This window comes from Pseudomonas sp. FJ2-5-13, from assembly GCF_029201605.1.
GTDB lineage: Bacteria > Pseudomonadota > Gammaproteobacteria > Pseudomonadales > Pseudomonadaceae > Aquipseudomonas > Aquipseudomonas lactis.
The window spans coordinates 176885-191443 of sequence record NZ_CP104045.1 but is presented as its reverse complement, the minus strand read 5'-3'; the positions used below and the strand labels follow the sequence as shown (position 1 = coordinate 191443).

Sequence of the window (14559 nt, the reverse complement as noted above, 5' to 3'; positions counted from 1 at the left end):
GATCAAGGGTTCCATTGGTTGGAGAGGGCCGGACGAATGGTCTTCAAGTCCGGGGAGTTTTCCAGGAAGTTGTCCGGGTAGTAGCCGAAACTGGTGACGCCCTGGCGTTTGAGTACACCCATCCACTCTGCCAATTGCTCAGCGCTGATATCCGGCGCGGCTTGGGTGCGCCAGTCTTTGGCTTGCAATTCGAAGATGGTTTTTTCCATGGCGCCAGGGCGCGTCTTGACCGTGGCGATGAGTTTTTCCAGCCAGGCGTTGGAGGTTTTCACTTCCTGGCCTTCCATCAACGGCATGGCCATCGGCGCGGTCCAGTCGTAGGCCTGGAGGAAGTCATCGAGGTTCTGCGCGAACCAGGTTTCGCTGCCAGGGTTGAGCATGGGCTCGGCGAAGATATTGCGCGCCGTCAGCACCTGCGGGCCACGGATGGCGCGGACCTTGGCGGTGAGCTCATGGGTAAAGTCGATCAGGTAGCGGCTTTTGAAGCGGGTCCAGCGCTGCATCACGGCAGGGTCAGCCCGCAGGGCGGCGATGCTGTCCGGCAAACCTTGGGCCGCATAGGCCTTGAGCGCTGCGGGGCTGGCGTCTTCGAAGTCGTTGAACACCGCGTCATCGTGGTAAAGGATGCCGTCAATCGGCCCTACACGCGCCAGGTCTTGGTAGATCTCACCGATGATCTGCCGCACCTTGGGATCAAACGGCGACAGGCGTTTGTATTGATCCGGGTCGGGGCCGACCTGGCCGGTTTTCGGGTCCCAGCGGGTGACACGCGGCAACTTGGGGTCCAGGGCAAAACTCAGCACCGGCATCCAGGCGTACACACTGGCATGGGCACGGGTGTGCAACTGCCAGGCGACACGGTTGAACAGATCGGCCCGCATCGGCAGGTGACGGTTGGGGAAGTACAGCGAATGCACCAGGCCGTCGCCCTTGGGGTCGGCGAAGGCTTGCAGGAACACAGTACCGGCGCCCATGTCCACTACGCGCTGCACCAGCACGTCGAGATTGCGCGCCTGTTGGGCCGGGTCGGGGTCGTACACGTTGTCCAGGTCTACGTGCAGCACGCGCATCGGCGCCTTGGCCTGCACGGCCACCATGCTGTTGGCAAAATGCTCGCCGTCCGGGTCGGAGGCCACCAGAAAGCGTGGGCTGTTCATCAGGTTGCCGAGGTCGTCGAGGCCATCCTCCAGGGTCAGCGCCATTTCATAGCCGTGCTCGCCGACCACCGCCAACGAGGTGCCATCGGCTGCCCCGTACGGCCACACCCATACACGCGGCGCCTTGCCGGTGACGGTGCGGATTTTGTTGGAAATCGCGGCGACGTCAGCCCGCATACGTGCCTGGAACTGCGCTTCGCTTTCGTAGCCGTTGGTCTTGGGGTCAAAGCTTCGCGTGGTGGCGGCCGGTTCCAGGTTGCCCTGGGGGTTGGCGAGGATGCCCTTGTGGTTGGCATCGGTGTGGGCGGCAATTTCCACCAGGCCCGACTGGGACACTTCGCGAATCTGCTGCCACGTCAGGAATTCTCCGCGTGGTCGTGGTGTACCGGCAAAATCCACCGGTTGGTTCAGCGGCGTGTCGATCCAGGAGCCCACCGGAGCCAACAGAGCCGGCCAGTGATAAGCACGCAGAATCGGCATCACGCGGGTGTAGAAGCTGGAGTAACCGTCATCGAAGCTGAGCATCACCGCCTTGGGTGGCAATGCCGGGCCGCCGCGCCGGGCCGCCAGGATCTGATCGACGCTGACCGCCTGGTAGCCATTCTCCCGCAGCCACGCCAGCTGCTCGATCAAACGCTCTGTGCGCACCGCCACCACGGCTTGATCGGGGTCGCGATCTTCCACGTCGTGATAGGCAATGCCCAAAAAGTGGTTCTTCGGCCACGGCGCTTCGTTGGGCGCTATCGGCCGTTCGGCGGGTGGGGTGTAGGGCGCGGGTTGTTGGGCGCAGGCGGCGGCCAGCATTACACCCAGGACCAACAAGCAACGGCTGAGGACGGTCATGGTCAGGCTCTTTTAGAAACGGTAAGTGAGGTCGACGAGCAGGCGCAGATCGCGTTCGCGATCACCGTCATAAGGTCGGCTGATCAGGCTGAGGTTGGCGCCCATTTCCAGTACGTCGTTCCAGCGATAGCGTTGGCCGTAGCCAATCAGGCCGATACCGCCGGTGGAATAGTCACGCTGGCTGTAGGTACCCGCGCCGATTTGGAACTGCTGACTCCACTGGGTTTCGTAGCGGTGATAGAGCACGTGATTGACGTTGATCATGGGCAACACCGTGAAGTCCGACTTCGGGTTGAAGTACACGGTGTCTTCCTTGCTGTTGCGGCTGGCACCCACTTCCAGGCCCAGGTCCACTTGTACATGGGGCGAGCTGTAGAGGCCCTCGCGGCCGGTGAGCAAGGCTTCGAAGCGGTCGTTGCCATCGCTGAAATGGGACGGGCTGAGGGTCAGCTTCCACTCGCGGCTTTCGTTGGCGCGCCAGCGGATAAAACCGCTGCCGCCGTTGGCTGTGACGCCGTCATTCAAGGCCCGCAACGGCGTGGTGCTGAGCAAATAGCCGAGGCTGCCGCCGTATTGCCAGTGGTCGTTGATGTCGCGGGCAATCGACACGCTGGCGCCTTGCTTGGAGCCGTCGCCATAGGAGTGGTTGGACACTTCGGCTTCGATAGTCATGTCGCGGGTGCGACGCTCCACGCCCACGCGCTGCCAGCGATGTTGGCCAGTGCCTTCCTGGAAGTCGGCGGTGGCATAGCCGGCGCCGGCGAACAGGCGCCAGTCTTCGTCGATGGGCGGCGTGTAGATCACGCTTTCGATGCCCCAGTCTCGGCTGCCGGAGACGGCGCCGGCGTCGTTGTTATTGCCGCCACCGTAGCTTTTGCCGGTGTAGGCCTCGACACGCAGCTCGGCCATGTCGTGCACATCGCGCAGGCGGCTCAGGCGCTGCACCTGACGGTTGTCCGGGTTGCGGGCGAGCACGTCGTCGGTGAGCGTGTCCATCTGCCGCCACTCTTGCAAGTCCATGGCGGTATAGGCTTGGGAGACTTCCAGGCCGATGTCGCGGGGGGCCTGGGTTTCGGTTTCCTTGAGCGTGCCTTCGGCGCGGCGCGGCCAGTCGCGGGCCCGGTACATGTCGGCCTGCGCCAGGCGCAGGCCCACGTTGCCCGGTGCTTTGGCCACCAGGGCTTCCAGGCTGGCTTCGCTGCCGGGCAGGTCACCACCATAGGTACCGGCCTGGGCGGATAATTGTTGGGCGTCCATCCAGTTGTCATTGGGGTTGCCAATGGGCAAGCCCTTGAGTTCAACGCGGGGGTTTTGCTCCTTGGCCAGGTTGTTGGCGACCTGGCGAGCCTCGTCGACCTTGTCGCTTTCCAACAAGGCGTAGAACAGCGCCGTGCTGTCATCGACCCGATAGCTGGCGTCGGTGTCTGGGGCGGTGAGTACCTGGCGATACAACGGCTCGGCCTTTTCCGGCTGGCGCTGTTCCAGGTAAGAGCCGGCGACCCAACGCAAGGCGTAGGTGGGCAGTTGCACCCCTTCGCTGGTGAGGGTTTGGTAATCGCGGATCACCTCGGCATGCCGTGCTCGCGCCTTGAGCGCGCCCAGGCGGTCGATGCGCCAGCGGATGACATCGTCCTTGGCTGTGGCGTCGGGGGCCCAGCGGCTGATCAGTTTGTCGTAGTCCTGCAGGGCACGGTCAGCGATAACGTAGCGTTCCTTTTCGCTGCGCGTGGCGAACTCGGCCATGCGCACACGCTCGGCGGCAAGGTCACCTTCGAGGCGGCGCTGGGTGACGGCGTCCACCAACCCCGGGCGCTTGGCTGAGAGGCGCAGTGCCGGCTCCGGCAGCCGCGCCTTTTGCAGGGCGACGATGTATTCACGGGCCACTTCGGGTTTGTCACCGGCGCGGATAAAGGCTTGGTCAAATTCGAACAGCGCGTCGTAGTTCAAACCGGCACGTGTCAGCGCATAGCCCAGGGCCATGCGGCGGTTGGGGTCATTGGGTTGGGCCGCCACCAGCGTACGCAGGCGTTGCACCGCCTCGTTGGCTTTGCCGCCATCGGCCTGGGTGAGGGCCTGGCCCAGTTGCAGGTCGACGTTATTGGGTTCACGCAGCAACGCCTGGCGATAGACCGCTTCGGCCTGAGCCCACTGCTTTTGATTGCGATAAGTGCGCGCCACCGTGGCGAGTGCCTGGGTGGTGAGGTTGCGATGCTTGCCTTGCGCTTCGTACACCTTGAGCACTTCGGCGTCTTGCCCGGCCCAGCCGGCGATCACCAGGTGGTCACTGACCTGGCCTGGGGTCTGGCGTTCGGCGGAGAGTTGGCGCAGTTGGGTCAGCGCCGGCGTGAAGTGGCCGTTGCGGGCCTGGATGATCAGGGCGTCGTAGGCTGGGTCGGCAAACGCAAGGCCTGGAACCAACAATTGGCTGCACAGGGCGGCCCCGATAAGCAGACGCAACCGGCCGGAGGCACTGTAGGGGTGGTTTCGCAGCATATCGTGAGCTTCCTTACACACGGAAAGCCTTAACGATAGGTGATCCTGAGCGAAACGCATCAGGGTGTCGGCGTCTCGTGACCCGACCTAGCTTTCCTGGATGCACTATCACCGAGCGCGGTTCAGAAAAGCTCAAATCAGAACAATTGTTCAGAATTGTGCGAGCGCGGTGTTTTGCCCCTCACAAAAAACAAATGTGGCAGCAAGATTTGGGTGGGAGCCGGGCTTGCCCGCGATGCAGGCACCTCGGTTATTCAGCCAGACCGAGGCGATGCTATCGCAGGCAAGCCAGCTCCCACACAAGCCCGCACACATTTTTTACTGCATTTCAGGTTTATTGCGCGCCGCTGACCGCACCGGCTTTGGACATCACGAAGCTGAGGAACTGCTCAACGGTCATCTTCTGGCCGTTGAAGGTCACTTCGTTGTTGGCGTAGTGCAGCTTGGAAACCACGTCGGTGCCCACCAGGGTCGCCATTTGGGTGCCAACCGCCATGCTGCTGACCATCTCGGCCGCCATCTGCGATTGCTGTTCGATGGCTTGCGGGTCGGTCACGCCGCCCACCTGGGCTTGCAGGGCCGCCACGTCGCTGATCATCGGCTTGGACAGGGTGAGGTTGGCATCCAGCAGCGAGACCATTTGCTTGCCCAGTTCAACCGGCGGCAGTTCCATGGACGTTGGCTTGGTCAGGTCCACCACCAGGTTGAACTTGCTTTCGCCACGGGTGGTTTTGAGCGACAGGTTTTCGACGGCCAGTTGCGGCTTGGCGGCCAGCACCTGGTTGACGTTGGCTTCGGCCAGGGCTTGCTCGGCCTCGGTCATTTGCAGCTCCGGCACCGGTTGACCGGCAGCGGCGGCGGCTTGCACCGGTTGCATTTTGTCCTGGTAGAGCTTGGTCAGCACCAGCATCGCCGGGATGTCGACGTTCTTCATGCTCACGGCCATGGCGGCCGAACCGACGGCTTTGCCCTGGTAGCCGATCTCGTCGATCTTGTAGTCGACGCGGCCAGCCAGGTTGTTGTCCTTGGTCTCGCTGGAGTCTTTCTGCTCGAAACCCTTGAGGGTCAGCACGGCTTTCTGCGGGCCGAAGGTGACCTTGGTGTCGGTCAGCTCCACGGTGTTCTGGCCGGTGTAGAAACCGAAGGTGGTTTTTTCCAGGTTGCTGGCCACGGTCAAGCCGGCCAGTTCCGCTTCGAACGGTGCGCCTTCGGCGTCCACTGCAGCGACCTTGAGGCTGTTCATGAAGCCTTCGGCCTTGACCTTCTGGCCTTCGGCGCTGCTGTCGAAGTTGAGGTTGGCACCGGAGAAGCTCACCGAGGAGGTGGCCTCTTTGAATTCCAGGGGCAGCAATTCGATGTTGCCGCTGACCGAACGGCTATAGCCGATATTCGCCACGCCTTTGAGCGGCGATACGTCTTTGCTGGCGGCGAACCATTTTTCGGTGGTGGGGTTCTTTTCCAGTTCGTAGTGACTGGTGGCCATGACCGGCAACCACTTGAGGGTCACCAGGCGCGAAAACGGCAGCGGGCCGTGTTCGATATGGTCGACGAACAGCAATTCAGGGTTCGGGTTGTCTTCGCCGAACACGCTGCCTTGCCCTTTGAGGCGATAGTGCGCGGTGCTGCTGAACACGCCACGGTCCAGGGACACCAGCTCCAGGGTCACGCTGCCATCGACGCCGGCCATGGAGGTCTGCAGTTCTTTATTGGCACTCTGGATAGCGGTTTGCAGGACCGGCTCCAGTTGTTTACCGGTGTACCAGGCACCGCCCGCACTGACGGCGCCGACGGCGACAACAAAACCCAAGAAAACAACGGCTGGCTTATTCATGAAGTGACCTGATCAAATCCTGTGAGAAGTGGGCTGTCTTCCTTGAACCCTATAGGGGTTCCTGTAGGAGCGAGCTTGCTCGCGAACAACGCATGGGCACCGCGTTCATTCAGAATGCGCGCGTTATCGTTGGCGTCTTTCGCGAGCAAGCTCGCTCCTACAGTCGTGGCCCGAGAGGCCAAAGGCTGGGGAAGATTAGCACTGGCGGGCGTAAACGGCCCAGCCTTTCAGAGGGATCAGTTCAGCAGGAGTTCAGGAGTACTCTTGTTCGACTTCATCCAATTGGTGATCAAAACTCTTCAAGCGCGCGGTCCAGGTGTACACCAGCACCTCGAACTCGCGGTGGATCACGGCATTGCCGGGGGTGTCGGCCTTGGGGTCGCAAAAATCCAGCTGGTAGCGCTCGCGGGCCATTTGCGTGGCCACGTCGGACAATTCCCGCGCGTTATCCAGCCAGTGCCTACCGTCGGCAACCTGCCGATCCAGCAGCACACATTGTTTTTTCAGGACTTCGAGGCTTTTTTCCAGCGGCGTGCCGGTGAGGTCGCCCATGACTTCCTGGAACGTGCGCCCCGGCTGCCAATAGCTGCCCCAGAAATAGCGATCGAACACGGTTTCGACACGGCGCAGGGCGACCTTGGTGTCCCAGATCGCAACGCGGGTCTTGCCCTGTTCGAGGAGTTTTTTCTTCACCCGCTGGTTTTGATACGACGCCCAGGCCACCACGCCGATGGACAAGGTGCCAATCACCAGGCAGGCGCTGTCTAAGAACACCATGGCCTTGTCGAGTTGATGGGCGAGCATGACGCCGTAAAAATACGCGGCCGATAACAACACCAGTGCAAAGAGCACGCACCAGAAAGCGGGAGCATAAGGGTTTTTCATTCTTGGAATCCCCATGAGCAAACGCGAGCTTTGTCGGGCGAGGCGTCAGCGGGCCTCACCCAAGAAAGCATAGCAATCACCTCACGGTTTGCCGGGTTTTTCCCCTTGCGTTCGTCCGCTTTCCCAACCGCCGCCCAGGGCCAGGAACAGGTCGATCTGGCTCATGGCAACCTGGGTGTTGGCGGCCGCCAGTTGCGCACGCATGTCGGTGTAGGTGCGAGTGGCTTGCAGGTCGGCCAGGAAGGATTCGCGGCCGGCCTGGAAGAAGCGGTGGGTCTGGCCTGCCGCTTCTCGGGCCGACTGTTCGGCGTCGGCCAGGGCGTCGCGGCGTTGCAACACGGCGGTGTATTGGGCCAGGCCGGTCTGGGTTTCGCGGATGGCGTTGAGCACCACGCCGTCGAAGTGGGCCAGCGCGCCCTGGGTCGCGGCTTCGGCTTCATGCACGCGGGCGCGGGCGCCGTTGGTCGGTACGGTCCAGCTGATCATCGGGCCAAAGCCCCAGCGGTTGGTGGCAGGCGTGCCGAGGTTTTCCAGCAAGCCGACGGTGCCGACCGTGGCGCCGATGCTGATATCCGGATACAGCGCGCCGGTCGCTACGCCGATACGCGCCGTGGCGGCAGCCAACTGGCGTTCGGCCTGGCGCACGTCCGGGCGGCGCTTGAGCAGCGTGGCGCCGTCGCCTACCGGCAGCAGTTGAGCGATATGCGGCAGCTCAGCGCAGGTACCGGTGCCGGCGGGCAGTTGGTCGACAGGTTTGGCCAGCAACATCGACAGCCGGAACAGTGCGGCCTGGCGCGAGGCTTCATAGCGCGGGATGTCGGCGCGCAGGGATTTGTATTGGGTTTGCGAGCGAGTCACCTGGGTCTCATCGCCACGCCCGGCATCGCGCAGGCGCTGGGTCAGTTTGGTGCTCTGGGCTTGCAGGTCGAGGGACTCGTTGGCAATTGCCAGTTCTTCGTTGGCCGCGCACACCTGGGTATACGAGCGCACCACATCGGCCACCAGCGTAATGCGGGCGATATCCGCCGCAGCCTGGGTGGCGTCGGCGCTGGCCTGGGCGCTTTCGATGCCACGCTGCAAGGTGCCGAACAGATCGAATTGATAAGACGTGGTAATCCCGACGCTACCGATATTGCCGACCGGGACTTTGTCCGGCAGCAAGAAGGCCTCGCCAGACTCCTGCAAGCGCTGGGCCTCGGCCTTGACGCCGGCACTCCAGCCGCCAGCGGATTCAGCCTGCTGCACCTGGTAACGCGAGCGCTGCAGGTTGGCGGCGGCCACGCGCAGGTCGGTGTTGGAGGCCATGGCCTGACGTACCAGTTCGTCCAGGCGCGGGTCTTTGTACAGCTTCCACCAATCGGCCGGCACCGGTGCCGAGACGACGTTGCTGCCCTCGCCCATGATCGGCCCTTGCAGGTCGCCACGGTTGACGGCGGCCTGTTCCGGCAGTTTGTAATCGGGCCCCACCACTTGGCAGGCCGACAGCAACAACCCCAGGGAAGCGGTTGCCAGAAGCCGCTTCATGGTTTGTCCCCGTCTTTAACCTTGTCGTCGATAATCGACACCGTCGCGGTGCGCCCGGCGATCATGCGAAAGTCCGCCGGCACGTCATCAAAGGCGATACGCACCGGGATCCGCTGGGCCAGGCGCACCCAGCTGAACGCCGGGTTGACGTTGGGCAGCAGGTTGGAGCCGCTGCTGCGGTCGCGGTCTTCGATACCGGCGACGATGCTCTGCACGTGGCCATGCAGGCGCGCATTGTCGCCGATCACCCGTATGTCCACGCCCATGCCGACGTGGATGCCGTCGAGTTTGGTCTCTTCGAAGTAACCGTCGATGTGGAAAGAATTGCTGTCCACCACCGACAGCACCGGGCGCCCGGCGGTGACGAATTCCTGGGTACGCGGTGCGCGGTCGTTGACGTAGCCGTCCACGGGGCTGCGAATCACCGAGCGGTCGAGGTTGAGTTGGGCGGAGTCCACCGTCACTTGCGCTTCGGCCAGGGCCGATTGGGCGCGGGCGACGCGGGACTGGCTTTCTTCCAGTTGCTCGCTGGGCACCAGGTTGCCCAGGCCACGGTTACGCTTGTACTCGCGCTGGGCCTGGGCCAGGGTTTCCTGGCGGTCGGCCACGGCGGCCTGGGCTTGGCGCAGGGCCAGCTTGAAGCGGTCCTGGTCAACGGCGAAGAGCACCTGGCCCTTGGTCACCAACTGGTTGTCGCGCACGTCCACGCGTTGGATCAGCCCGGACACGTCCGGAGCGATCTGCACGATGTCGGCACGGATGTGGCCGTCACGGGTCCAGGGCGCAAACATGTAGTACATGACCATGCGCCACACAACGACGACCGCGAAACTCACGACCAACAACGTCAGGACGACACGGCCGATAGTCAAAAAAGGTTTTTTCATGTCATCAAATATCGACTGAGTGAGTCCACAGCGCCCAGCAACAGCGCGTAGAGCCCCACATTGAACAATGCCCGGTGCCAGACCAGGCGATAGAAGTGCATGCGCGTCAACAGCCCGTGCACCACCAGAAACAACACATAAGTAATGCCCATCAGCACCAACAGCGTGGGCAGGAACACCCCGCTGATATCCAGGTCACCGATCATAAAGGCGCTCCATCAGGTAACGGCGCTTGCATCTCTGTACCGCCAATGAACTCCACACCGGGTAACAGCGCCAGGCGCAGGCCGGCCAAGGCGTGCAGCAGATGCAGGCGCGTGTCGTCTTCGTCTTGCAGGCCCTGGCCGTTGAGGGCACGGCGCGTGCGGTCCAGGGTCATCAGCAGACCGCTGGGCGCGGGCAAGCGTTCACCCGCCTTCAGGCACGCCTTGAAGTAACCGCCCACGCCTTCCACCACCTGGTTGAGCAACACCCGTGGCACACCGAGGATGCGTGGCGAGTAGGCCAGCAAGTCGAGCAGGTTCAGCGCCACGCGCAGGTCGCGCAGGGCGATGCCGGTGTCCTGGCCGGTGAGGGCCAGGCGCGGCAGGTGCTGCATCAGGCGGTCGAGCATTTGTGCGGCCATGTGCCGATGCTCGGCCAGGGTGGCGGGCTCGGTGAGGCTGACGATGTCACGCCAGCTGAAACGGGTGAGGCGCTTGGCCGCCAGTTCAGCGCCGAAGGGTCGGGCGATCAGCGTCCACACAAAGGCGAACAGCAGGCCTACGGGCCCGGCCAGGTTGACGTTGGCGAAGTTGAGAAAGTCCGCGTCATAGGCGCCCTGGATGCTGATGAAGGATGACGTATTGACCAGCGTCAGCAACATGCCCAGATAGAAGCGTGGCTGCACGGTGAGGGTGCCGATGCAGATAAAGGGCACGGCGAAGGCCAGCACCAGCATGGGGAAGTCATGCAGGTTGGGCAGTACCAGAAACAGATACAGGCTGGCGAACAGCACCGACATGGCGGTCCAGAAAAAGAACCGATAGATCTGCGGTGCCGGGTCGTCCATCGAGGCGAAGAAGCTGCACGCCACGGCGGCGAGGATGACGGCGCTGCCGCCGTCGGTCCAGCCCAACAGAATCCACAATACCGAGGCGACGATGATTGCGGTGACGGTGGAAAACGCCGAGTAGAACATCAGCCCACGGTCGAGGAATGGCGTGAGCCGGCCCAGGCGCCAGTGGCGGTAGACGGCGCGCCAGGTGTCCTGGCTTTCGCATTGGATGGCGGCTTGCAGGCTGCGGCAGTCTTGCCACAGGTCTACCCATTCGCCCAGGCGGTACAGGGCGTTGGAGAACAGCAAGGTGTGACGGTCATCCAGCGCTTCGCCTTGGGGTTGGGCGGCGTCGATCTGGTCACGCAGCACGCGCCAGCGATCCAGGGGCGCTTGTTCGGTGGTGCTTTGCAGCCAGGCATTGGCCTCTTCCAACAGCGGCGTGAGCTGATCGAGAAACTCCGGCGCACGGTGCTCAATGGCGTACACCGCATCATCCAATGCGTCGATCACCGGTAGCAGGTGAATCATGCGCCCGCGCAGTTCCTTGGTGTTGCGTACTGTCTGCGGGCGCGCGCCTTCGTGGGGCAGTTGGCCGATCATCAATTCGAGGGTATTGAAAGTGGCAACCATGCCGCCGCGCAGGTTGCTGACTTCTTCGGGGTCGACCTTACGGCTGAGAAAGCGCTGGCTGTAGACCTGGGCGTCGCTGAACCACTTGGCCACCGAGCCATCGAACACCGGCATCAGTCGCCGGGGCCAGAACATCGCGCCCACCACCGCCGCGACCGCAATGCCGAGGAAGATTTCTTCGGTACGCGCCTCCGCTACATCCCAGACGGCCAAGGGGTTATCCACCACCGGCAGGGCAATCAGCGGCAAGGTGTAGCCGGCCAGCATCAGGGCGTAGTTATTCGCGGTGCGCAGGTGCATGGACAAGAACAGCAAAGTGCCGGTCCACAGCGCAATCACCACCACCAGAATGTAGGGTGACTGCACGAACATCGGCACAAACAGCACCGCCGCCGCCGCGCCCATCAAGGTGCCGATGGCGCGGTACAGGGCTTTGGAACTGGTAGGGCCGACAAACGGACTGGAGACGATATACACCGTGGCCATCGCCCAGTACGGACGCGGCATTTGCATGAGCATGGCGATGTACAGCGCGATCATCGACGCGGCGAAGGTACGCACCCCGTAGAACCAGTCGCGGGCAGGCGGGAAGCCGGTAAAAAATCCGTTCAAGGCGACACAGCCTCAGCCGCTTCGAAGGCGCGCAGTACGCGCAGTGCGGCTTGCAGATCGTCAGGGGCGATATCTGCCAACACGTCTTTGCGCAGGCGCACCAGTTGCGCCTCCACCGCCTGCACCAGCTCACGGCCACGCGCGGTAAGGCTCAGGGCCTTGGCGCGGCGGTCGTGGATGTCTTCGGTGCGGCAGACGTAGCCGTCACCGCACAGCCGGTCGAGCAGGCGCACCAGTGATGGGCTTTCCATACCGGAAGCCTGGGCTACTTTGACCTGGTGTACCCCGTCGCCCAAGCGACCGATCATCAACAACGGCACGGCGCAGGCTTCGGAGATGCCATAGCTGACCAGCGTGGTCTGGCAGATTTTGCGCCAATTACGGGCGCCCACCACCATGCTGCTGCTGAGGCTCATCTGGAGTTGTTCGAGGGATTGAGGCACTGGATAGTTCGCATACAGTTAGTTTGCTAACTATCAATATGGTTGAGGAAGGGTGTGCCGTCAAGTTTTGAAACAATTTCGCAGATGAGTGGTGGGATGTGGCTTGAGTAAAGCGGGTTTTAGGGTAGGCATCAGCAAATCGCTGATATTCGCCATACGACAAACAAAATGTGGGAGCTGGCTTGCCTGCGAAAGCGGTGGATCAGTTGAATATTCAGTGACTGACACGCCGCCTTCGCGGGCAAGCCCGCTCCCACATTAGGTCAGCGTCAGCATTTTTTGCCCCATCGCCACACGCTCCAGACTTTTAAAATCTCCGACGCACCGATCAATCCAGCCATTGCCAGGACGTTGTACTGCGGCAAAACTCGAGCGCCAATCAACAGGAGCGAAACGGAGGGAATGACGAGCACAAGTCGTAAGGGGGTTTGAAAAAAGACAAGCCACACGACTGATTTTTTCTGAAGAAAAAACATCGCGCAGGATGCAAAAATTGAGGCCTGTAAAACCAACGCCCCCACAAACATAACTATTTGCACATCACCGTGCGCTCGCAAAACATTTGAAGCGCTTATCACATCACTTAGATACGGAATTCTATTGTTTAAAAAACTATTGGACGCATACCAAATGAGATAAATCGCATCCATCGCTCCCCAAAACAGCCAAATTCTGCGACGGCTCATTTTGCACCCTCCTTTTTTTCATACGCCTCATCTGGCGTGACTGGATGACCTCTTACTCACCCATCAACCTCAGGCTCTCGTCCTCAATAAACCCAAACACCTCCTCCGCCACGCTGTACTGAAACTGCTTACGCCGATGCTTGGAAAGCTTCCCACCGTTATCCAGGCACATCATCACCAGCTTTGACAGATCGCTGCCGCGCACATCGTAGCGTTGGTTCACCGCTTTGATCACACGGTCGTAGCGGTCGAGGAATTGGGTTTCTTCGCGCAGTTCCACTTCCAGGGCGCGGCGGGCCATTTGCAGGGTGAATTCGACGCAACGGGTCGCATCCCAGTAGCGATAGATCGAGGGGTGGCCGACGAAGTCGAACGCCATGTGGTCGGCGTCCAGCCAGGTGACGTTCCAGAATTCCCGAGTCGGCTGGGAGAAGGTCTTGAGTGCCTCCAGATAGGCTTGTTCCTCGTGCTTCATGGCGACAGAGACCGGTAGCAGCAAGCCATTTTCCAGTGCGCCGTAGTGGCAGAGCGTCTGGTGAATCAGGAAGCGAGACAGGCGCCCATTACCGTCCATGAACGGGTGCAGGAAGACGAAACCGAAAGCGGTGACCGCGGCCGCCACTAAAGGATCGACGTCTCGCACGGGCTGGTTGGCGAAGGCCATCAGCTCTTCCATCAATTCCTGGCAAAGCGCGGGGGCTGGCGGTACGTAGCTCACACCGGCTGCGCCACGCAGCCCGTTATGCAGATGGTTCTGTTCGTGGCGAAAGGCAACGGCTTTGTCGAAGGGGTTGGAGACGGTGCTGTTTTGCAACTCGACCAAGTAGTCCTCGGTGAGCAAACGGCCTTCGTGGGCCTGGCGCAGGAGTTGAACGAAGCGGCGGGATTTTTCTTCGCTGGGTTGTTCTTTTTCGATGGCAAATGAATCACGGGTTTCGTGCAGGTACGCCCATTGGATGGCGCGATCCATCATTTCGGGTGGGAGGGTGGCCATGAAGGATTTGGCGCGGCCCAGTATGTCTAGACTCAGTAATGCGTCAATTTCAGACGTACGCTCGACTGTCGCGCAATAGGCCAATGAGCCCAAACCGTTGAAGTCGATACGCCAGCGGGAATTGCGTGTAGACGGCCCCGTTACGTAGCGCTGCGGATCAAACAGGGGGGAAACTCGGCTATTGATAGGCTTGCTGTAATCGAGCCGTTGCAGCGTCAGGCCCTCCCATAAATAGCAGGCCTTGCGGATGAATACGCCGTTAGGTGCTTTATCCAGCTCTTGCAGCAATTGATCGGCGCTGACCGCGTCAAGTGCCTGAGCGAGAATGGCGAGATTTATGCCTTCGTGCTTGAGGGCAAAAAGAATATGGTCGAGCACCGAATCGGCTGCAGGCGCAACCGTTTGGGGAACAGCAAGGCAATCGCCAATCAACGAGATGCGAGTGACGGGCTTGACCATCGCTGAACGAGCAGGCGCAATGGCTTTCAACCCGAGGAGTTGGTGAAGATGGGCATAACCGACCAAAGACATCGCG

11 protein-coding genes are annotated in these 14559 nt (G+C 61.5%); all 11 read right to left on the bottom strand.

Features of this window, described 5'->3' with window-relative positions:
- Window positions 1-2 precede the first annotated feature (2 nt).
- Entirely contained in the window at window positions 3-2000 is a 1998-nt protein-coding gene (gene pgaB / locus N2A98_RS00790; protein WP_047712293.1) for a poly-beta-1,6-N-acetyl-D-glucosamine N-deacetylase PgaB, read from the bottom strand.
- A 12-nt stretch (window positions 2001-2012) separates the two neighbouring features.
- Window positions 2013-4493: a poly-beta-1,6 N-acetyl-D-glucosamine export porin PgaA gene (gene pgaA / locus N2A98_RS00785; RefSeq protein ID WP_069557435.1), complete on the bottom strand. Its 2481-nt coding sequence runs from the start codon at window positions 4491-4493 to the stop codon at window positions 2013-2015.
- A gap of 334 nt (window positions 4494-4827) precedes the next feature.
- A complete protein-coding gene (locus N2A98_RS00780; protein WP_047712291.1) occupies window positions 4828-6324 on the bottom strand; it encodes a YdgA family protein in 1497 nt (498 codons plus the stop codon).
- Window positions 6325-6576: 252 nt separating this feature from the next.
- Window positions 6577-7209 (bottom strand): hypothetical protein, encoded by a 633-nt coding sequence (locus tag N2A98_RS00775; RefSeq protein ID WP_019819550.1) that lies wholly within the window; start codon window positions 7207-7209, stop codon window positions 6577-6579.
- An 81-nt stretch (window positions 7210-7290) separates the two neighbouring features.
- A complete protein-coding gene (locus N2A98_RS00770; protein WP_032894227.1) occupies window positions 7291-8733 on the bottom strand; it encodes an efflux transporter outer membrane subunit in 1443 nt (480 codons plus the stop codon).
- Window positions 8730-9620: an HlyD family secretion protein gene (locus tag N2A98_RS00765; RefSeq protein WP_032894228.1), complete on the bottom strand. Its 891-nt coding sequence runs from the start codon at window positions 9618-9620 to the stop codon at window positions 8730-8732. Before N2A98_RS00765 ends, N2A98_RS00770 begins: the two co-directional genes overlap by 4 nt.
- Window positions 9617-9826, bottom strand: coding sequence for a DUF1656 domain-containing protein (locus N2A98_RS00760; RefSeq protein ID WP_003187469.1), 210 nt, complete (start codon window positions 9824-9826; stop codon window positions 9617-9619). The genes N2A98_RS00765 and N2A98_RS00760 overlap by 4 nt, the downstream gene beginning before the upstream one ends.
- Window positions 9823-11901 (bottom strand): FUSC family protein, encoded by a 2079-nt coding sequence (locus N2A98_RS00755; protein ID WP_069557437.1) that lies wholly within the window; start codon window positions 11899-11901, stop codon window positions 9823-9825. The genes N2A98_RS00760 and N2A98_RS00755 overlap by 4 nt, the downstream gene beginning before the upstream one ends.
- Complete coding sequence (locus N2A98_RS00750; protein ID WP_047712289.1) at window positions 11898-12317, bottom strand: MarR family transcriptional regulator; 420 nt, start codon at window positions 12315-12317, stop codon at window positions 11898-11900. The genes N2A98_RS00755 and N2A98_RS00750 overlap by 4 nt, the downstream gene beginning before the upstream one ends.
- A 296-nt stretch (window positions 12318-12613) precedes the next feature.
- On the bottom strand, window positions 12614-13030 hold the full coding sequence (locus tag N2A98_RS00745; protein WP_003187464.1) for a hypothetical protein: 417 nt from the start codon (window positions 13028-13030) through the stop codon (window positions 12614-12616).
- A gap of 52 nt (window positions 13031-13082) precedes the next feature.
- A complete protein-coding gene (locus N2A98_RS00740; protein ID WP_078802256.1) occupies window positions 13083-14555 on the bottom strand; it encodes a Fic family protein in 1473 nt (490 codons plus the stop codon).
- Between the last annotated feature and the right edge of the window lie 4 nt (window positions 14556-14559).